At 71.2% G+C, this 18,687-nt stretch carries 21 protein-coding genes; 11 read left to right on the forward strand and 10 right to left on the reverse strand.

Annotated features, from left to right (window positions below; translation table 11 throughout):
• Nucleotides 1-158: 158 nt before the first annotated feature.
• Nucleotides 159-884, forward strand: coding sequence for a DUF6082 family protein (locus tag AC27IY_RS30495; RefSeq protein ID WP_487179986.1), 726 nt, complete (start codon nucleotides 159-161; stop codon nucleotides 882-884).
• A gap of 23 nt (nucleotides 885-907) precedes the next feature.
• On the opposite strand, the gene AC27IY_RS30500 is transcribed toward AC27IY_RS30495, so the two are convergent.
• Both AC27IY_RS30500 and AC27IY_RS30505 read right to left on the reverse strand, forming a co-directional pair.
• Entirely contained in the window at nucleotides 908-1,132 is a 225-nt protein-coding gene (locus tag AC27IY_RS30500; RefSeq protein ID WP_423451363.1) for a DUF397 domain-containing protein, read from the reverse strand.
• A gap of 52 nt (nucleotides 1,133-1,184) precedes the next feature.
• The gene (locus AC27IY_RS30505; protein ID WP_344208334.1) at nucleotides 1,185-2,048 is read right to left on the reverse strand and encodes a helix-turn-helix domain-containing protein; all 864 of its coding nucleotides are present in this window, start codon (nucleotides 2,046-2,048) and stop codon (nucleotides 1,185-1,187) included.
• Nucleotides 2,049-2,655: 607 nt separating this feature from the next.
• On the opposite strand from AC27IY_RS30505, the gene AC27IY_RS30510 reads away from it, so the two are divergent.
• From AC27IY_RS30510 to AC27IY_RS30535, 6 genes are all read left to right on the forward strand, one after another.
• Nucleotides 2,656-2,814, forward strand: coding sequence for a hypothetical protein (locus tag AC27IY_RS30510; protein WP_344208337.1), 159 nt, complete (start codon nucleotides 2,656-2,658; stop codon nucleotides 2,812-2,814).
• A 1-nt stretch (nucleotide 2,815) separates the two neighbouring features.
• The gene (locus AC27IY_RS30515) at nucleotides 2,816-3,466 is read left to right on the forward strand and encodes a hypothetical protein (protein WP_423451364.1); all 651 of its coding nucleotides are present in this window, start codon (nucleotides 2,816-2,818) and stop codon (nucleotides 3,464-3,466) included.
• A gap of 124 nt (nucleotides 3,467-3,590) precedes the next feature.
• Nucleotides 3,591-5,774 (forward strand): molybdopterin-dependent oxidoreductase, encoded by a 2,184-nt coding sequence (locus AC27IY_RS30520; RefSeq protein ID WP_487179987.1) that lies wholly within the window; start codon nucleotides 3,591-3,593, stop codon nucleotides 5,772-5,774.
• A 1-nt stretch (nucleotide 5,775) separates the two neighbouring features.
• Nucleotides 5,776-6,390, forward strand: a complete 615-nt coding sequence (locus AC27IY_RS30525) for an HD domain-containing protein (RefSeq protein ID WP_364456701.1) — start codon at nucleotides 5,776-5,778, stop codon at nucleotides 6,388-6,390.
• Between the two features lie 120 nt (nucleotides 6,391-6,510).
• Nucleotides 6,511-7,329: a Rieske 2Fe-2S domain-containing protein gene (locus AC27IY_RS30530; RefSeq protein WP_487179988.1), complete on the forward strand. Its 819-nt coding sequence runs from the start codon at nucleotides 6,511-6,513 to the stop codon at nucleotides 7,327-7,329.
• A gap of 44 nt (nucleotides 7,330-7,373) precedes the next feature.
• Nucleotides 7,374-8,237 carry an NAD(P)H-binding protein gene (locus AC27IY_RS30535; protein ID WP_487179989.1) on the forward strand — a complete coding sequence of 288 codons (864 nt, stop codon included), beginning with the start codon at nucleotides 7,374-7,376 and terminating at the stop codon, nucleotides 8,235-8,237.
• On the opposite strand, the gene AC27IY_RS30540 is transcribed toward AC27IY_RS30535, so the two are convergent.
• The 4 genes from AC27IY_RS30540 to AC27IY_RS30555 all read right to left on the reverse strand — a co-directional run bounded on the left by AC27IY_RS30540 (nucleotide 8,234) and on the right by AC27IY_RS30555 (nucleotide 11,047).
• A complete protein-coding gene (locus tag AC27IY_RS30540; RefSeq protein WP_487179990.1) occupies nucleotides 8,234-8,473 on the reverse strand; it encodes a hypothetical protein in 240 nt (79 codons plus the stop codon). The genes AC27IY_RS30535 and AC27IY_RS30540 overlap by 4 nt on opposite strands.
• A 23-nt stretch (nucleotides 8,474-8,496) precedes the next feature.
• On the reverse strand, nucleotides 8,497-9,252 hold the full coding sequence (locus AC27IY_RS30545) for a sulfite exporter TauE/SafE family protein (RefSeq protein WP_364456707.1): 756 nt from the start codon (nucleotides 9,250-9,252) through the stop codon (nucleotides 8,497-8,499).
• Nucleotides 9,253-9,261: 9 nt separating this feature from the next.
• Nucleotides 9,262-10,182, reverse strand: coding sequence for an SPFH domain-containing protein (locus AC27IY_RS30550; protein WP_364456709.1), 921 nt, complete (start codon nucleotides 10,180-10,182; stop codon nucleotides 9,262-9,264).
• 76 nt (nucleotides 10,183-10,258) lie between these two features.
• Nucleotides 10,259-11,047, reverse strand: coding sequence for an ABC transporter ATP-binding protein (locus AC27IY_RS30555; protein ID WP_364456712.1), 789 nt, complete (start codon nucleotides 11,045-11,047; stop codon nucleotides 10,259-10,261).
• 69 nt (nucleotides 11,048-11,116) lie between these two features.
• Between AC27IY_RS30555 and AC27IY_RS30560 the strand changes: the two genes are divergently transcribed.
• Nucleotides 11,117-11,833, forward strand: a complete 717-nt coding sequence (locus AC27IY_RS30560) for a hypothetical protein (protein WP_364456714.1) — start codon at nucleotides 11,117-11,119, stop codon at nucleotides 11,831-11,833.
• A gap of 9 nt (nucleotides 11,834-11,842) precedes the next feature.
• On the opposite strand, the gene AC27IY_RS30565 is transcribed toward AC27IY_RS30560, so the two are convergent.
• The 3 genes from AC27IY_RS30565 to AC27IY_RS30575 all read right to left on the reverse strand — a co-directional run bounded on the left by AC27IY_RS30565 (nucleotide 11,843) and on the right by AC27IY_RS30575 (nucleotide 14,257).
• Nucleotides 11,843-12,469, reverse strand: a complete 627-nt coding sequence (locus tag AC27IY_RS30565; protein WP_344208360.1) for a response regulator — start codon at nucleotides 12,467-12,469, stop codon at nucleotides 11,843-11,845.
• Nucleotides 12,466-13,584 carry a GAF domain-containing sensor histidine kinase gene (locus AC27IY_RS30570; RefSeq protein WP_423451374.1) on the reverse strand — a complete coding sequence of 373 codons (1,119 nt, stop codon included), beginning with the start codon at nucleotides 13,582-13,584 and terminating at the stop codon, nucleotides 12,466-12,468. The genes AC27IY_RS30565 and AC27IY_RS30570 overlap by 4 nt, the downstream gene beginning before the upstream one ends.
• 82 nt (nucleotides 13,585-13,666) lie before the next feature.
• Complete coding sequence (locus tag AC27IY_RS30575; protein ID WP_423451375.1) at nucleotides 13,667-14,257, reverse strand: helix-turn-helix domain-containing protein; 591 nt, start codon at nucleotides 14,255-14,257, stop codon at nucleotides 13,667-13,669.
• 83 nt (nucleotides 14,258-14,340) lie between these two features.
• Between AC27IY_RS30575 and AC27IY_RS30580 the strand changes: the two genes are divergently transcribed.
• Nucleotides 14,341-15,909, forward strand: a complete 1,569-nt coding sequence (locus AC27IY_RS30580) for an MFS transporter (RefSeq protein WP_487179991.1) — start codon at nucleotides 14,341-14,343, stop codon at nucleotides 15,907-15,909.
• Nucleotides 15,910-16,012: 103 nt separating this feature from the next.
• Nucleotides 16,013-16,789: an SDR family oxidoreductase gene (locus AC27IY_RS30585; protein ID WP_423451377.1), complete on the forward strand. Its 777-nt coding sequence runs from the start codon at nucleotides 16,013-16,015 to the stop codon at nucleotides 16,787-16,789.
• A 34-nt stretch (nucleotides 16,790-16,823) separates the two neighbouring features.
• Here the strand turns inward: AC27IY_RS30585 and AC27IY_RS30590 are convergent, their stop codons facing one another.
• On the reverse strand, nucleotides 16,824-17,690 hold the full coding sequence (locus tag AC27IY_RS30590; RefSeq protein WP_487179992.1) for a LysR family transcriptional regulator: 867 nt from the start codon (nucleotides 17,688-17,690) through the stop codon (nucleotides 16,824-16,826).
• Nucleotides 17,691-17,786: 96 nt separating this feature from the next.
• On the opposite strand from AC27IY_RS30590, the gene AC27IY_RS30595 reads away from it, so the two are divergent.
• Nucleotides 17,787-18,620: a TIGR03620 family F420-dependent LLM class oxidoreductase gene (locus AC27IY_RS30595; protein WP_487179993.1), complete on the forward strand. Its 834-nt coding sequence runs from the start codon at nucleotides 17,787-17,789 to the stop codon at nucleotides 18,618-18,620.
• Nucleotides 18,621-18,687: the final 67 nt, after the last annotated feature.

Here is an 18,687-nt window from a genome sequence, read left to right on the forward strand (position 1 = left end):
TTACCCGGCAAATCGCAACAATTTGACCATCTCTGGTCAGGGAGGCCGGCCTGCCGAAGCTCGGCCGCGACTACCGGAGCGCGGCCCGCCGAACGTCAGGTCGTGGTGGCGCTCCAGGTTTTCCACCGTGCGACCGGCCGAGATGGCACTGTGGAGGCATGACGTTCCGTCATCGCTCACGGGCGTTGCGTTGGTCGCTGCTCCTCACGGCTGCGACGCTGTCCTGCCTCGTCGCGACCCTGCTCACGCCCCTCCTGCTGGAACGCCTGGTGCCCGCAGGGACCCGATGGCAGCAGTTGAGCGCCGTCGGCGAGACGTACGGCGCCGCTTCAGCCGTCATCTTCGCCTTCGCCCTGGTCGCGATCGGGTTCTCGCTCTTCTTACAGGTGCGGGAAATGCGATTCGCCAGGGCGGAGGCCGAACGCGCTCACCATTTTCAACTCATGCAGTTGCAGATAGAGAACCCCGTGCTGAGCGACGCGCTGAGCATCAGATCCCAGCTCGATCCGCGGGTGCACATCTATCTCAATCTGGTCCTCTCCTACTGGGAGATGCTCTTCAGAGTGGGAGAGATGACGGAGGAACAGCTCGCCGAGTACGCGCGGGCGAATTTCTTCGGCACGGAGGCCGGCCACAGCTTCTGGCGGGCGACCCGGGACCACAGGCTCCTGGTGGTCAAGGACCGGCGCGGCGAGCGCTTCATCAACGTGATGGATCAGGTTTGGCGGCAGAGCCTAAGCACGCGTACGGACAGGCCGGTCGCCGGCCGGAATTCGGCCGGCGTCACGGCGACGGCGCTCGTCGCCGCGGGAATCATCTGGATCCGTCACACGCGCAGGAAACAGCCCCGGAGTCGATCGACCTCCGGGGCGGATGTGTCATGACGGGCGGCGTTACGCCTTCGTCTTCACGCCGTGACCTGGAGAGCCGTCAGGTCGAACTCTCCCTCACGAACCCCTGCGGTGAAGGCGGCCCATTCTTCGGGAGTGAAGACCAGGACGGGACCATCCTGGTCCTTGGCGTCCCGCAGTGCGACTTTTCCGTCGGCCAGCGGGGCGACCTCCACGCACGTGTCGGCGCCGTTGCAGAAAGTGCTCTTCCGCCAAGCCGTCGTCGCAGTATGGTTGTACATTTTCTCCCCAAATGCGCAAGGGGCACCGTTGCCCCTTTTCTGAGGTTCCGCTCTAGCGACGCCAGAGCATTGCTTTACGCTGGATGAGCACGCGTGACTCGTCCTCGTCCAGCGCTTCCAGCCGTATGTGATCAAAGGCCGTCTCATATCCCGCCACCCATTCGAGCTCCTCGACGAAATGCGCCGCATACAACTGCTCCAGGTACACGACGTCATCGAAGGACGAGAACCTCAGATGGATGAATGCACCTGTGTTGACCGGGTGCAGGGATTCCAGCGGCAGAACTCTCACGTTCACGTGCGGCAGCAGCGAGACTTCCAGAAGGTGCTCCATCTGCTCCCGCATGACAGAGGGCTCTCCGAATCGTCGCATCAGCGCCGATTCATCCAGCACCACGGAGAGCGCACACGGGTCACTCCTGTGCAACACTCGCTGTTGCCTCGCGAGACGGGCCTCCACTCGGCTTCGGATGCCACTATGAGTGATCCGAGCGATGCCGCGAGTGGCCAGGATCACTTCCCTCGCGTAATCCTCTGTCTGCAGCAGACCAGGAACGACCTGGGGTTCCCAGGCGCGCTGGTATGTCGCCTCCGCTTCCAGCCCGAGAAACCTCATGTATTCCTCAGGCAGGGCGTCTTGGTAATCCTCCCACCAGCCCCGCCGCTCCGCATCCCGCAGCAGGCCGATGAGTTCGTCAAGTTTGCCCCCGTCGACGCCGTAGAGCTTCACCAGTGCCTTGATGTCGTCGGCGCTGGGCATCGTACGTGCGGCCTCGATGCGGCTGACCTTGCTGGGAGACCAGCCGAGCTCCTTGGCGGCCTTGGCGCCGGTGAGCTTGTTGCGCTCACGCAGCAAACGCAGCTCCTGGCCGAGCCGGAGCCTGCGTACCGTCGGGCTGCCCTGCTGCGATGGCACCGTCCGCTCTCCTTGTCCGGAAGGAAGGTGTAACCGGCGGGGATCGTTTGGGGGACGGCATTCGGGGCCGTTCCCACAATCGTACATGCAAGTTGCACACCCAATGCCAGGTGCCCTTGCCGGAAGGCTGTCACGGAGAGAGCTCAGGAGCAAGGCGAGAGCGCGGATCGGATCGGCTGCGTGCAACTTGCACCGCAAGCTCCGCGCAAGAAAACCAAAACTTCCGGGCGGAAGGTATTGTGCCCCGCTCACCAGCGGAGCACGATCGTAGGGAAAAGGTTTCTCTGACGTGAGGAGGCCGGGCATGACGTCGAGTCCGCCGCACGCACCGGGCCTCCCCCACAGCAACGCGTGCCCGAGCATGCCGGGCCGTACGCACTCCGGCGGCGTCGCCGCCCCCGAATAAGAACGAGCCGGGCACAAAAAAATGCCGGGCCGCGGCTGTCGGCCTGATCCCCGCATATGGGCTGCCACCCAGCGGGAGGAACGGCCGCCAGCCGGCGGACCGGCGCAGAAGCCACCTCTAGAAATGCCGCGAAAGGGGTCTTCTATGTACTCACAAGGTATCAAGGGACCTGGCCGAATCAAGTCCCGTATCCGTGAACTCATGGCCTGGGCCGACCGCGAGGTCTGCATGGAGCCCGATGAGTTCGCCTACCACGTCGGCTGGACGGTGACCAGGACGGGGTTCGGCGCGCGCCGCTACCGTGATCCGCGATTCGACCAGCTCCGCGTGCCCGGCCGGGTGCGCGAGGAGGTGACGTGAGGTGCCCAGGAACCCACGGAACCAGATCTACCCCGGCTACGAGGACCTGCCCGCCGCCGGGCGCGCACGGGTCCTCGTCCGGCTCTGGCGGGCGCGGGCCGAGCTGCTGCTGGCGGCGGCGCTGGGATTGTTCGCGCTGCTCCTGCTGCGGGCCGCGGACGCCGGCCACCTGTTGCCGTTCGCCCTGGTGACCAGCGCGATCTCGGTGCCGGCGGCGGTGACCAGGACCGGCCGCGGCTGGATCGCGGCCCACTGCTGGTGCGTGGTCTCCCGGCACCGCCTGCAGCGGGTCTGCCTGGAGACGACCATGCACACGAGGGCCGGGCGCATCCCGCTGATCCTGTGGATCACGCCGACCGCGACCGGGGAGAAGGCGCTGGTGCTGACGAGGGCCGGCATCTGCGCCGAGGAGTTCGACGCCTACAGCGAGGAGATCGCCGCGGCCTGCTGGGCGCGCGGCGTGAACGTCTACCGGCACCGTACGCGGGCGCAGTTCGTGATCGTGGAGATCGTCCGCAGGGACGAGGCCCCGGGCACGCTGTCGCCGGGGCTCGACCGGCTGTTCGGCCGGCGCGCCTGGATCTCGCTCCGGCCCGACCTGAAGGAGCCGCCTGATCTGCGCAGCCCGATGCAGGCGGTGCGGATCGGCTAGAAGCCTGGGGATGAATGGGGCCTTTCCCCAGGGGGCAAGCCTCGGAGACCGCGGGGGCTCCGGGGCTTCCCCATGCGCGCGACTCGGGCCAAGATGAGTTCATCTGACGAACTCAGGAGTCGTGATGACGTCGACCGTCCACCGGACCTGTCCCCTGTGCGAGGCCGTCTGCGGCCTGACGCTCACCCTCGACGAGGGCGGGCACGTGACCAGCGTCCGCGGTGACAAGAACGATCCCTTCAGCAAGGGCTTCATCTGCCCGAAGGGAGCCAGCCTCGGCCGGCTCGACGAGGACCCCGACCGGCTGCGCAAGCCGCTCGTCCGCGAGGGCGAGCTGTGGCGCGAGGTCGGCTGGGAGGAGGCGTTCGCCGCCGTACGGGCGGGCCTCGACCAGGTGGGCGACCGCAGCTCGGTCGCCGTCTACCTCGGCAACCCCACCGCGCACACCATGGCGGGCGCGCTCTACGCCGGGCCGCTGATCAGGGCGCTCGGCACCCGCAACGTCTTCTCCGCCAGCACCGCCGACCAGATGCCGAAGCACGTGTCGAGCGGCCTGATGTTCGGCTCCCCGATGGCCGTCCCGGTCCCCGACCTGGACCGCACCGACCACCTGCTGATGCTCGGCGCGAACCCGCTGGAGTCCAACGGCTCGCTGTGCACCGCGCCCGACTTCCCCGGCCGGCTGAAGGCGCTGCGCGGGCGCGGCGGCCGGCTGGTGGTCGTGGACCCGCGCCGCACCCGCACCGCCGCGCTCGCCGACGAGCACGTGTTCATCCGGCCGGGTACGGACGCGTACCTGCTGTTCGGCATGGTCCACACGCTGTTCGCCGAGGACCTGGTCACGCTCGGCCGCGAGGTCAACGGCCTGGACGAGGTGCGCGAGGCGGCCAAGCACTTCCCGCCCGAGGCCGTGGCCCGGCGCACCGGCGTGCCCGCGGCGGTGATCGAGCGGCTGGCCAGGGAGCTGGCCGCGGCGCGCACGGCCGCCGTGTACGCCAGGATCGGCACCTGCACGGCCGAGTTCGGCACGCTGGCCCAGTGGCTCGTGGACGTGCTCAACGCGCTCACCGGCAACCTCGACCGGCCGGGCGGGGCGATGTTCGCCAAACCGGCCACCGAGTCCGGCGGGCGGCGGCGGCCGTACGCGACGGGCCGCTGGCGGAGCCGGGTGCGCGGCCTGCCGGAGGCCAATGGCGAGCTGCCGGTGGCCACGCTGGCCGACGAGATCGAGACGCCGGGCGAGGGCCGGATCAGGTTCCTGCTCACGGTGGCGGGCAACCCCGTGCTGTCGGCGCCCCACGGGGCCCGGCTGGACGCGGCCTTCGAGCGGCTCGACTTCATGGTGAGCGTGGACCCGTACCTCAACGAGACCACCCGGCACGCGAACGTCATCCTGCCGCCGCCGCGCGTGCTGCAGTCAGGGCACTACGACTTCGCGCTGCTCGGCTTCGCGGTACGCAACTACGCGCGCTACTCCCCTCCCCTGCTGCCGATGGACGACCGGCCGTCCGAGTCCCAGATCCTGGCCAGGCTGGCGATGATCGCCTCCGGCACGGAGGGCGGCGACCTCGACGCGTTCGTCATCGACGAGACGCTGCGCAAGGCCACGCAGACGCCCGGCTCCGGCGTCGAGGGCCGGGACGTGGCCGAGCTGCGCGCCGCGCTGGACGGCCGCGACGGCGGCGAGCGGCGGCTCGACCTCATGCTCAGGCTCGGCCCGTACGGCGAGTGGTCCGGCAAGGGCGACCTGTCGCTGCGCAAGCTCCTCGACAACCCGCACGGCCTGGACCTGGGCCCGCTGGAGCCCCGCCTGGACGAGGTGCTGCGAACCGCCTCCGGCCTGGTCGAGCTGGCGCCGCCGCAGCTCCTGGAGGACGTCGAGCGGCTGCGCGCGAAGCTGGAGGAGGAGGCGCCGGAGATGGTCCTCATCGGCCGGCGCCATCTGCGCTCCAACAACAGCTGGATGCACAACGTCGGCCCGCTGGTCGGCGGCAGCAACGCCTGCACGCTGCAGATCAACCCGGCGGACGTGGCGCGGCTCGGGCTCGCCGGCGAGGCGGTGGTGCGCTCGGCGAAGGGCCGGCTCACGGTGCCGCTGGAGCCGACGGACACGATCATGCCGGGCGTGGTCAGCCTGCCGCACGGCTGGGGTCACGCGGACAGCACGCAGCGCGTGGCCTCCGCGCACGCGGGCGTGAGCGTCAACGACCTCACCGACGAGAGCGCGGTGGACGCCCCAAGTGGTAACGCAGTGTTCAACGGAGTTCCGGTCACGATTTCACCAACCGGGGTGATCACCGCACATTAGGGTGCTGCGCGTGACTATCGCGCCAGAAGAGGACCGTCGCCTGAACGCCCAGATCGCTTTCGCCGTCGAGATCGACAAGTTGAAGCGGATCATCCGCCGCAACCATCTGATCGACGGCTCCCGCCGGGAGAACACCGCCGAGCACTCCTGGTACGTGGGCACGCTGGCGATGGTCCTCGGCGAGCACGCCCCGCCGGGGACCGACCTCCAGCGGGTGGTGGCCATGCTGCTGGTGCACGACCTGGTGGAGATCGACGCCGGCGACACGTTCATCTACGACCCGGTCGAGGTGGCCGCGCAGGCGGACGTCGAGCGGGCCGCCGCCGAGCGCATCTTCGGCCTGCTGCCCGCCGAGCAGGGGGCGGAGCTGCGGGCGCTGTGGGACGAGTTCGAGGCGCGCGAGACGCCGGAGGCGCGCTTCGCCAAGGCGCTCGACCGTTTCGCTCCGATCCTGGCCAACCATCACACCGAGGGCGGCACCTGGCCGCTGTTCAAGGTACGGGCCTCGCAGGTACGGGAGAAGGTGCGCATCATCGAGGAGGGCTCACCCACCCTCGGCCGGTACGCCCTGGAGCTGGTCGAGCTCTCCGTGGCCAGGGGACACCTCGCCGAGTGATCCCCGTATGCCTGGGGTAGGGGACTTGTCGTGAAAGAGACAGTACGCGCCAAACGTCGGCAATTGAGGGGATTCGCCGGTCCGGTCGCTCTGGCCGATCGGCTTGAGAAGTCCAAGGCCATGGACCGGCCCATCCGTGTGCTGGCCAAGGCCGTACGCACCCGCGTCAAACCGGGCCGGCTGCGTGACCTGCTGCACGGCGTCCCCATAGGCGAGCCGCTGCACCCGTCGTTGGCCTCCGTCACGCTGGGCTGCTGGACGTCGGCGGCCTTGCTGGACGCGGCGGGCGGTGATCAACGGGCGGCGCGGCTGTTGCTGGCCACCGGCATCGCCGGCGCGCTGCCGACGGCGGCGGCCGGGCTGACCGACTGGTCCTCGCTCCACCTTGAGCAGCAACGGGTGGGCTTCGTCCACATGGCGGGGAACCTGACCGCGCTCGGGCTGTTCTCCGCCTCGCTGTTGCTGCGGCTGAAGGGGCACGAGCGGCCGGGCAAGATGTTGTCCTTCGCCGGGCTCGGCGTCGGCATGCTGGGCGCCTACCTGGGCGGCCACCTGGCCTACCGCCAGGCCGCGGGGCCCAACCACGCCCCGCAGGTGGCCCATTTGGTGCCGCTGGGGTGGCACGACCTGTGCCCGCTCAAGGACCTTCCCGACGGCCGGCCCGTCGCGCGGCGGCTCGGCTACATCCAGCTCTTCGTGCTGCGGAGGGGCGAGGCCGTCACCGTGCTCGCCGACCACTGCCCGCACCTGGCCGGGCCACTCCACCAGGGGCGGCTGGTCATGGAGAACGGCGAGGCGTGCGTGGTGTGCCCGTGGCACGGCAGCACGTTCCGGCTCGGCGACGGCTCGGTGCGGCACGGACCGGCCACCGCGCCCGCGCCCATGTTCGAGACGCGGATCCGGCGGGACGGCACGATCCAGGTGCGGCCCATGACCTGACGCGAGGTTGACCTGAAGTTAGCTTGAGGTCCTACGGTCGTGCCATGAGCAAGATCCTGGTGACCGGCGCGACCGGAAACGTCGGCAAGCATGTGGTGTCCCAGCTCGCGGAGGCGGGGCTGGACGTGCGGGCACTCGCCCGCGACCCCGGACGGGCCGCGCTGCCCGTCGAGACCGTGCCTGCCGGGACCGGGCCAGCCGGGACCTGGCCCGTCGAGACGGTACGCGGCGACCTGACCGCGCCGGAGAGCCTGGAGCCGGCGCTGCGCGACGTGGAGAGCGTCTTCCTCCTCTGGCCGAGCTTCACCGCCGACGGCGCCGACGAGACGATCACGGCGATCGCCCGGCACGCCCGCCGCGTGGTGCTCCTGTCGGCCCCCGGGGCCGACCAGCCGGGCAGCCACTACCACGAGGTGGAGCGGCTGGTCCGGCGCTCCGGGCTCGGCTGGACGTTCCTGCGGCCCAGCGGCTTCGCGGTCAACACCCTCGGCTGGGCGGAGCAGGTGCGGCAGGGCGTGGTGCGCTGGCCGTACGGGCGGGCGGCGCGCTCGCTGATCCACGAGAAGGACATCGCGGCGGTGGCGGCGCACGTGCTGACCTCTGCGGGGCACAACGGGGCCGCGTACCTGCTGACCGGTCCCGAGCGGCTGACCCAGGCCGAGCAGGTCAGGGTGATCGGCGAGGCGGTCGGGCGCGAGGTGCGCTGGGAGGAGCAGTCGCCCGAGCAGGCCCGCGAGCTGCTGACGGCGCTCTGGGGCGCCCCCGAGTTCGTGGAGGGCGCGCTGCGCACCTGGGAGAGCTTCGTGACCGCGCCCGAGGTGGTCACCGACACGGTGGAGCGACTGCTCGGCCGGCCCGCGCTGACGTTCCGCCAGTGGGCCGCCGACCACGCCGCCGACTTCAGCTAGGCGTCGTCCGGCCTCTCGTGCCGCTCGTCCGCCGGGTGCTCGACCAGGGCGAGGACGCGGCTGGACATGAACCTGGCCGTGCGTACGGGGGTGCCGCCGCGGGTGACCTCGCTCACCTCGACGAGCCCTCGGCGCGTGGCGATCTCGACCCGCCGGCCGGCGCGGGTGGCGCTGATCTCGTACGTGCGGGGCGAGCCGCCCGCGTCGATGACGATCTCCACCCGGTCACCCTTCATGTCCGGGATATACCCATTTTTCGTTATCCGTACACCAGTACGATAATCGCCGTGACCCCCACGGCCACGATGACGCCGCGCAGCACCGGAGCCGGGATCCGCCGCCCCACCCGGGCCCCCACGAAGCCGCCGACGATCGCCCCCAGCGCCACGCCGAGCACCGCCTGCCAGTCCACCTCCGCGACCACCACGAACAGCACCGCCGCCACCCCGTTGACGATCAGCGCGAGCACGTTCTTGGCGGCGTTGACCCGCTGCAGGCCGTCGGCGAGGAAGCTGCCGAGCAGGCCGATGAGCAGCACGCCCTGGGCCGCGCCGAAATAGCCGCCGTAGACGCCGGCGGCCAGCACGGCCAGCCAGAGCACCGGGCCGCCGTCCGGGTGCGCGTGCTCGCGCCGCTCGGCCAGCAGGGCGTTGAGCCGGGGCTGGATCACGACCAGCACGCAGGCCAGCGCGATCAGCACCACCACCACGATCTCGAACACGCCGGGATCGAGGACCAGCAGCAGGAGCCCGCCGATCAGTGCCCCCAGCGCCGAGGCGAGGCCGAGCCTGAGCAGCCGGTCGCGCTGCCCGCTCAGCTCGGCGCGGTAGCCGTAGGCGCCGGTGAACGAGCCCGGCACCAGGCCGATGGTGTTGGAGACGTTGGCCGTCACGGGGTCGACGCCCATCGCCACCAGCGTCGGGAACGTGATCAGCGAGCCGGAGCCGACCACCGCGTTGATGGCGCCCGCCACCACGCCGGCCGCGCCGACCGCGACCAGTTCCCACCCCGTCACGAGCGCTCCTTACGTGTCTGGGCTCTTGGGGGGCGTGAACAGGCCGCCAAGGCTCTCCAGGACCTTTCCCATCTCCGACGGGACGATCCAGATCTTATTTGCCTCGCCTTTGGCGATCTCCGGCAGGGTCTGGAGGTACTGGTAGGCGAGCAGGTGCTGGTCCGGTCTGCCGTCGTGGATCGCGCGGAAGACCATGCCGATCGCGTCCGCCTGGCCCTTGGCCCGCATCGCCTGTGCCTCGGCCTCGGCCTGCGCGCGCAGCACCGCCGCCTCCGCCTCGCCGCGCGCCCGCAGCACCGACGCCTGCTTCTCGCCCTCGGCCTGGAGGATCGCCGCCTGCCGCTGGCCCTCGGCGGTCAGCACCGCGGCCCGCTTGTCGCGGTCGGCGCGCATCTGCTTCTCCATCGAGTCCTGGATGGAGGCGGGCGGGTCGATGGCCTTCAGCTCGACCCGGTTGACCCGGATGCCCCATTTGCCGGTGGCCTCGTCGAGGACGCCGCGGAGGGCCGTGTTGATGTCCTCGCGGGAGGTCAGCGTGCGTTCGAGATCCATGCCGCCGACCACGTTGCGGAGGGTGGTGACGGTCAGTTGCTCGACGCCGGTGAGGAAGTTGGCGATCTCGTACGTGGCCGCCTTCGGGTTCGTGACCTGGAAGTAGATCACGGTGTCGATGGAGACCACGAGGTTGTCGGAGGTGATGACCGGCTGCGGCGGGAACGACACCACCTGCTCGCGCAGGTCGATCAGGTCCTTGATGCGGTCGATGAACGGCACCACCAGGTTGAGCCCCGGCCGCAGCGTCCGGTGGTAGCGGCCCAGGCGTTCCACGATGGCCGCCGTGGCCTGGGGGATGATGCGGACGGTGCGGACCACCCCGAAGATCACCGCGAGGACCACGACGAGGACGACGACGAGCTGCTCGACGGACATGGCGACGCTCCGGAGTCGGGGGAACCGGCTGCGGAGATCCTATTTCGTTTTTTATCGCGATAAATGGTGAACCAAGCTAGTACGCCCGCGCGTACCAGCGGCCCTCCGCGCTCCGATCCAGCGTCAGCGGCACCCCGAACGTCTGCGACAGGTTGTCGGCCGTCATCACGTGCTCCAGCGGCCCCTGGGCCACCACCGAGCCGTGCCGCAGCAGCAGTCCGTGGGTGAACCCGATCGGCACCTCCTCCACGTGGTGCGTCACCAGGACCAGCGTCGGCGAGCGGTAGTCGCCGGCCAGCGTCGACAGCCGGCGCACCAGGTCCTCGCGCCCGCCCAGGTCGAGCCCGGCGGCCGGCTCGTCGAGCAGCAGCAGCTCCGGGTCGGGCATGAGGGCGCGGGCGATCTGCACCCGCTTGCGCTCGCCTTCCGACAGCGTGCCGAACCTGCGCCTGATCAGGTGGGCAGCCCCCATCATGTCGATCAGCTCGACGGCCCGGGTCACGTCGTCGGAGTCGTACTCCTCGGTGTAGCGGCCCATGATGCCGTACGACGCCGTCAGGACGAGGTCGATGACCTTCTCCTCCGGCGGGATCCGCTCGGCGAGCGCCGCGCTCGCCAGGCCGATGCGCGGCCGCAGGTCGAACACGTCGGTCTGCCCCAGCCGCTCGCCCAGCACCTCGATCACGCCCTCGCTCGGATAGAGCAACGTGGACGCCACCTGCAGCAACGTCGTCTTCCCCGCGCCGTTGGCACCGATGACGACCCAGCGTTCGTCCGCGTTGACCTCCCAGTCGATGCCGCGCAGCAGGGCCGCTCCGTCCCGCCTGACGGCGACGTCCTGGAGCCGCAGCACCTGACCACCCATCCCCGTTACCTCCTTCAGGAGTCACCCTCGGGACAAACCTATTGCAGGGCGAGCGCATATCGTGGATCGGTGCGCCCTGAATCACCTGTCTGTCCGTCCCTGGTCGCCTGGGGCAACGCGTGGCTCGCCGGTCACGTGGGGCTCGACGAGGCGGCCGATCACGTGGAAACCGCCGGTGGGCCCGCCGTCGCGGGTGAGGTGCCGCTGCGCGCGTACCTCGCGAACCTGCGCGCGAGCGGTCTGCGGGAGCTGCGTCTCGCCCTGCCCGCGCCCGGCGACCCGCTCGGGCTGTCGGGGCCGCCGGCGTTCAACGCGGCCGCGGTCGACGCCGGCCAGGCCGCGATCGCCGTGCTCGACGACCGCAACCTCGGCCTGGTGCCCGCGCCCGACCGGCGCGGCTCGTCGTACGACGGCGTGCGTTTCTGCGTGCACGAGTCGGGCCCGGTCCGGCACGACCTGCCGTCGCTGGCGGAGGCCGAGCGGGAGCTGTCCGACGCCATGCGCGCGGCCACCGACGCGCTTTCGTCGGCGGAAGGGCCCGCCCAGGGCCGGCCCGAGCTGGGCCGGCACGGCGGCGAGCTGGCCCCCGGCTACCCCGCCCGCGCCCACCGCGTCAGCACCCTCGCCACCCGGCTGGCCGCCGTGCTCCGCCTGGCCGACGAGCGCGGGCTCACCGCCGCGCAGGTCGCCCGGCGCGGGAGCGCGCTGCGCGACCTCGACCGGGCGGTGCGCCGCGCCCTGGTGGCCGCGCACCACGCCATCTTCGAGCCGCTCCGCAGCCCCTGAGCCCGGGAATCAGGCCAGGCCGTGGCGGACCGCGTACAGCGCGGCCTGGGTGCGGTCCTGGACGCCCAGCTTCATGAGCACGTTCGACACGTGCGTCTTGACCGTCTTCTCCGCCACCGTGAGCGCCTTGGCGATCTCCTTGTTCGACCGGCCGGCCGCGATGAGCCGCAGCACCTCGCGCTCGCGGTCGGTCAGCGGCACCGGTGCGTCCGGCGGCCCGGCGGGCGACGACTCCCCGGCCAGCATCGCCTCGGCGGCCTCGGGGGCGAGCAGCACCTGGCCGCCGTGGACCGTACGGACCGCCTGGACGAGGGCGTCGGGAGCGACGTCCTTGTAGAGGAAGCCGGCCGCGCCGGCCCGCATGGCCGGCCCCACGTCGCCCGGGTCGCTCACGGACGTCAGCACCACCACGCGGGTCGGCCCGCCCGTCAGCCGCTCCAGCGCGCCGAGGCCGTCCAGCACCGGCATCCTGAGATCCAGGAGCAGCACGTCGGGGGCGAGCCGCCCGACCAGCTCGACGGCCTGCTCGCCGTCGCCCGCCTCGCCGACGACCGTGATGTCGTCCTGGAGGTCCAGGAACGTCCGCAGCCCCTGCCGCACCACCGGATGATCGTCGGCGATCAGCACCCGGATCACCCGCTCACCTCCACGCGCACCGTCGTTCCCCGTCCCGGGGCCGACTCGACGGTCAGCACGCCGCCGACCGCCTCGGCCCTGTCCCTCATGGAAACCAGCCCGAGTCCGCGTGATTCCCCGGGCTCGAAACCGGCGCCGTCGTCGCGTACGGTCAGCGCCAGCGTGCCGCCCTCGTACGTCAGGCGGACGGCGACCTCGCCGGCTCCCGAGTGCCGCAGCGCGTTGTGCAGCGCCTCCTGGGCCACCCGCAACATCGCCACCTCGACCTCCGGCCGCAACGGCGGCAGCTCGGCGCAGGCGAACGTCACGACCGGCGGGTGCAGCCGGTCCAGCAGGCGTACGTGCTTGCGCAGCGTCTCGGCCAGCCCGTGCCGGTCGAGCTCGGCCGGGCGCAGCTCGACGATGACCGCGCGCAGCTCGGCGAGGGCCTCGCCGGCCAGGCGCTGGACGTTCGCGAGCTCCGCCGCCGCCCGGTCGGGGGCCTTCTCCAGCATCGTGCCGGCCGCCTGGGCGCTCAGCCGCAGCGAGAACAGCTTCTGCGTGACCGCGTCGTGCAGCTCCCTCGCCATGCGGTTGCGCTCCTCCAGCATGGCGAGCTCGCGGCCGCTCTCGTAGAGGCGGGCGTTGGCCAGCGCGATCGCCGCGTGCGCGGCGAACAGCGTCAGCAGCTCCTGGTCGGCCTGCGTGAACTCCGCGCCCGGCGTGCGCTTGTTGGCGAGGAAGATGATGCCGAGCACCTCGTCGCCGTCGCGGATGGGGACGCCGAGGAAGTCCTTCATGACCGGGTGCGCCTTCGGCCACCACTCGAACCTCGGGTCCTCGCGCAGGTCGGGCAGCCGTACGGGGGCGCCTTCGCGCAGCATCGCGCCCAGCATGCCGTGCTGGCGGGGCAGCGGCCCGATCGCGTCCCACTGCTTGTCGGTCAGGCCCTCGGCGACGAACTCGGCGAACGAGCCGTCGTCGTCGGGCACGCCGAGCGCGGCGTAACGGGCGTCGAGCAGGCGCTGCGCCGAGCGCACGATCACCTGCAGCACCTCGCGCACGGACAGGTGCCGGGTGACCGCGAGCACGGCGGAGCTCACCGCGTGCAGGATCTCGTCTCGTTCGGACGTCACGGCCCCCACTCTAGGGACCGGCGCGCCGGACGGCCCCAGGCGGTGCGGCAGTGACCCGCCGTCGACAGGAGCCCTGGGCGCCTCAGCGGCCGGTGTCGGAGACGTCGGCGCCGGCGTCCTTCTGGTGGCCGCGGCGGGCGTCGCGGTCGAAGATGCCCAGGATCTCGCACGGTCTGCCCTCGGCGCCGATGGCGTGCGGCATCATCGTGGGGAACTCCGCGGCCTGGTTGGTCTCGATGCGGAAGCGCCGGTGGCCGAGCATGAGGACGGCGGTGCCGGACAGCACCACCAGCCATTCGCGGCCGGGATGGGCACGCATGCGGGCCGGGTTGTCGGGCGGCGGGTCGGTCATCCGCTGACGCATCACGCTCATGCCGGGGTCGCCCTTCACGGGCCAGCGCATCAGGCCGTGCGCGCCGTCGATGATCGGGCTGATGACGACGTCGTCGGCGGCGTTCTCCACGAGCTGGTCCAACGTGGTGTCCAGCGCGCGGGCGAGAGTGACCAGCTGGTCGAGGGCGAGGCGGCGCCGGCCGTTCTCGATGCGGCTCAGTGACGACTGGCTGAGGTTGGCCCGCGTGGCCAGCTCCTCCAGCGACCAGCCCTGAGCGACGCGCAGTGCGCGGATGCGTTTGCGTACGAGGCTTTCCAGCTGCCCATCTTCTTGCGTCATAGGCAACATCCTATGCCCAGGATGCAAGAAGGGCTTAACGTCGCAAACCGAGAGCGAACCCGCCCTTGCAAGAGAGGAAACCCATGAGTGTCGACCAGCCTCCCCAGGCGGTGACCGCGCCGGACGCGCGTCAGCTGCGCGCGATCCTGATCGCCGTCTCGATCGCGTTGATGGCCGTCATCGCCTCGGTGTCCGGGCTGAACGTCGCCCAGACCCACCTGGCCGTCGAGTTCGGCGCCTCGCAGACCACCGTGCTGTGGATCATCAACGTCTACACCCTCACCCTGGCCGCACTGCTGCTGCCACTCGGCGCGATCGGTGACCGGCTCGGCCGCAAGCCCATGCTGGTCACCGGACTGATCGTCTTCGGCGCCGCCAGCGCCGTCGCGGGGCTCGCCCCGTCGGCCGCGGTGATGATCGGCGCCCGCGTGGCCGCCGGCGTCAGCGCCGCGATGATCATGCCGATCACGCTGGCCGTGATCACCTCGACCTTCCCCGAGGAGGAACGGGGCAAGGCGATCGGCGTGTGGACCGGTGTCGCCGGAGGCGGCGGCATCCTGGGCATGTTCCTGTCCGCCCTGCTGGTCGACGTCGCCGACTGGCGCCTGCTGTTCGTCCTGCCCGTGGTCCTGGTCGTCGTCGCGCTGGCGATGACGCTGCGATCGGTGCCCGACTCCCGCGAACGCTCCGCCCACCCCTTCGACACCGTCGGCGCGCTGGTCTCCGCCGTCGCCGTGATCGGCCTGATCTTCGTCCTCCAGGACGGCCCCGAGCACGGCTGGACCGCCCCCACCACGCTGATCGGCCTGGCCGTCGGCGTCATCGCCGCGATCACCTTCGTGGCCTGGGAGCTGCACCGCCGCGACGCGTCTCTCCTGGACGTACGCCTCTTCCGTGAGCGGGGCCTGGCCTCCGGCTCGATCACCCTGCTGGTCGTCTTCGGCGTCCAGGCCGGGATCGCCGTCGTCCTCTTCCCGTTCTTCCAGGCCGTGCTCGGCTGGTCCGGGCTGCTGTCCACGGTGGCGATGATGCCGATGGCCGTCATGATGATGATGACCTCGGGCCTGGCCCCGAAGCTGGCCTCCAGGATCGGCGCCCGCTCCACCATGGCCGTCGGCGTCGCCCTGTCCGCCCTCGGCCTGGTCCTGATGGCCCTGTTCGTGTCCGTCGACGGCGGCTACCTGTCCATCCTGGCCGGCATGCTCGCCATGGGCGTCGGCATGGGCCTGTCGATGACGCCCTCCACCGAGGCCATCACCGGCTCACTGCCCCGCGCCGAGCAGGGCGTCGCCTCCGCGCTCAACGATGTCACCCGCGAGCTCGGCACCGCTCTCGGCGTCGCCATGCTCGGCGCGCTCCTGGCCAACGGCTACCGCAGCGCCATGGACGGCAGGCTCACCGGCGTCCCCGCGGGCGTCGCGGAGACCGCCCGCGAAGGCATCGCCAACGCCGTCGCGGCCGCACCCCGGACCGGCGGCCAGGCCCAGGACCTGATCCACGCGGCACAGCAGTCCTTCGTCGACGGCTGGCAGCAGGCGATGTGGGTCGGCGCGGCCGTCATGGCCGCACTGCTCCTCCACGTCGCCCTGCGCGGCCCCAAGAACACCGCGCCGCTCCGGCCCGAGGTCGAAGAGAGCGTCGCCGCCCGCTGACCGGTTTGGGCTCATGGTCACGGGTAGGCCGGTTCCGACCCCAAACGGATCTTCGTCTGCGGCTGTTCCGCGGACACGATCACGAAGAGAAAGGTCAAGCACGATGTCCGCAGTTCTTGGTGGTAAGCCGCTGGCTGACCGGGTGGCCGTGGTCACCGGCGCGTCGAGCGGCATTGGACAGGCCACGGCCGAGCGCCTGGCGGCGCTGGGCGCCGATGTCGCGCTGCTGGCCCGGCGCGCGGACCGGCTGGAGGCCACCGCCGAGCGCATCACCCAGCGCGGAGGAAAGGCGCTGGCGATGCCCACCGACGTGACCGACCGCGACGCGCTCGCCCGGGCCGCCGCCGCCGTGCACGAGCGGTTCGGGAAGGTGGACCTGGTGTTCGCGAACGCCGGTGTCCAGCTCATCTCCCCCATCGGGGATCTGGCGGTCGACGATTGGGACAGACAGATCGACCTGAACGTCAAGGGCGTCATGTACACCATCGAGGCGTTCGTACGCGATCTGGAGTCCGCGGCCGCCGAAGGGAAACCCGCCGACCTGATCATCACGTCGTCGATCGCGGCCACCCGCGTCCTGGAGAAGTTCCAGGTCTACTCCGGTACGAAGGCGTACCTCAGCCAGCTGACCCGGCTGCTGCGCACCGAGCTCGGCCGCAAGAAGGTACGGGTCTCGGCGGTGGAGCCCGGCATGGTCGACACGGAACTGCCCGACCACGTCACCGACGCCGACGCGAGCCGGCTGATGGCCGACCTGATCAAGGAGATCGACGTGCTGCAGTCGGACGACATCGCCGAGACCGTGGCGTTCATCGCGGCGGTGCCCAAGCACGTCAACCTCACCGAGATCACCATCCTGCCCACCGAACAGATCATCTGAGTGCGGCACTGCGCCGGACCGCGCCGCGTCGGGTTCAGTCTCCGAAAGCGGCCTGATGGGCGGCGGCGCAGGTGGCCGGGAGGTCCACCGGCACCACGACGCTGCCGGTGATCGTGGTCCGCGGCGCGAACGGGATCGCCCGCACCCGGGTGGAGCGGATCTCCGCCACCTGGTCGCCCGGCAGCACGGTCCAGCTTCGCGGGTTGAGACCGACTTCGACGATCGTGTCCTGGACCGTCCCGGCGAGCCGCCCGACCCGGGTGTCGATCCCGGCCTTCCGCATCGCGGCCGTCAAAGCCCCCGGCAGGAGCAGGCCGTGGTCCCGCGACGGGATCCGCAGCCCGCCGACGTCGAGATCGGCCACGTCGACTGCCGGGCGACCGGCGGCGAGGTGCCGCACGGACACGATCGCGAACAGCTGCTCCGTCCACGCCGGCAGCACCCTCAGCCCGGGCGCCGAACGCACCCCCCGAGCCAGTGCCAGATCGATCTCCCCCCGCCGCACGCCGTCCAGCCGGGCCGTCAGCGGGAGGTCGACCAGCTCGACGTCGACGCCGAGCGCCGAGGGGTGCTCGCGCAGCGCGTCGACCCCTCGCTCCAGGCGGGCGCCGAACCCGGCGGCCGTGCCGATCCGCATGGTGCCCGCCGGCGCACCAGCGGCGGCCTGGACCCGGTCCACGGCCGCGAGCGCCTCCCGCGCCGCGGCGAGCACCCGGTGCCCCGCGGCGGTGAGCCGGACCCGGCGCGGTGAACGGTCCAGCAGCCGGACTCCCAGCTCCCGTTCCAGCTGGGCGATCCGCCTGCTGACCGCGGGCTGGGCGATGTGCAGCCGCTCGGCGGCCCGCCCGAAGTGCAGTTCGTCGGCCACCGCGACGAAGTAGCGCAGTGCGCGCAGTTCCACCGAGCCGCCCCCTGTCCTGCGACGATGCCTCCAGGTTATCGAGCGCGTCGGAACCGGGCCTGGTTCCCTGTGGTGGCGTGATGCTGGGATCGGATCATGAACATCGACCTGGGCCTGCTCGGCGCCCATCTGCGCGAGCACGAGGTGAGCCCGGAGAGCGCGGTGGAGGTGGAGCGGGCCGGATACGGAACGCTCTGGCTGGACGCCTCGCCACCGGCCGACCTCGCCTTCGCGGAGAAGCTCCTCGACGCGACCACCCGGCTGGTGGTCGGCACGAGCGTGATCAACGTGTGGACCGCCGACGCCGAGACCGTCGCCGCCTCCTATCACCGCATCGCCGCCAGGCACTCCGGCCGGTTCATCCTCGGCGTCGGGGTCGGGCACCGCGAGGTCCACGCCGAGTGGGCCTCGCCGTACGACACCCTGGCGTCCTACCTGCGTCGGCTGGCGCTGGCCGGCGTCCCGTCCGAGCGGGTGGTGCTGGCCGCCCTCGGTCCGAGAATGACGCGGCTGGCCCGCGACCGCACCGCGGGCGTCATCCCCTGCATGGTCACGCCCGAGCACACCCGGCGGGCCAGGGAGATCCTGGGTGCCGGCAAGCTGCTCCTTCCCGGCCATTTCGCGCTCGCGGAGCCCGACGTCGCGCGGGCCCGCGCCGTCGCCCGGGACGCGCCGCCCGGGAAGGCGCTGCAGGTCACCAACTACGCGAGCAACCTCCGGCGGCTGGGCTTCACGGATGAGGACCTCTCCGGCGCCGGCAGCGACCGCGTCATCGACGCGCTGCTCGCCTACGGCGACCCGGCCGGCCTCGCGCGCGGCCTGACCGCGCACCTCGATGCCGGCGCGGACCAGGTCGGCGTCTACCCGCTCGGCGACGATCCCATCGCCACCCTCCGGGCGGTCGCCGACGCCGTGCTGACGCGTCTGTGACCTGACCGGGTCTTCACGACTACGAGCAGGCCCTAGGACGAAGTACCCAGGCCGGACCAGACCTCGG

It is taken from the genome of Nonomuraea sp. B208, assembly GCF_057536035.1.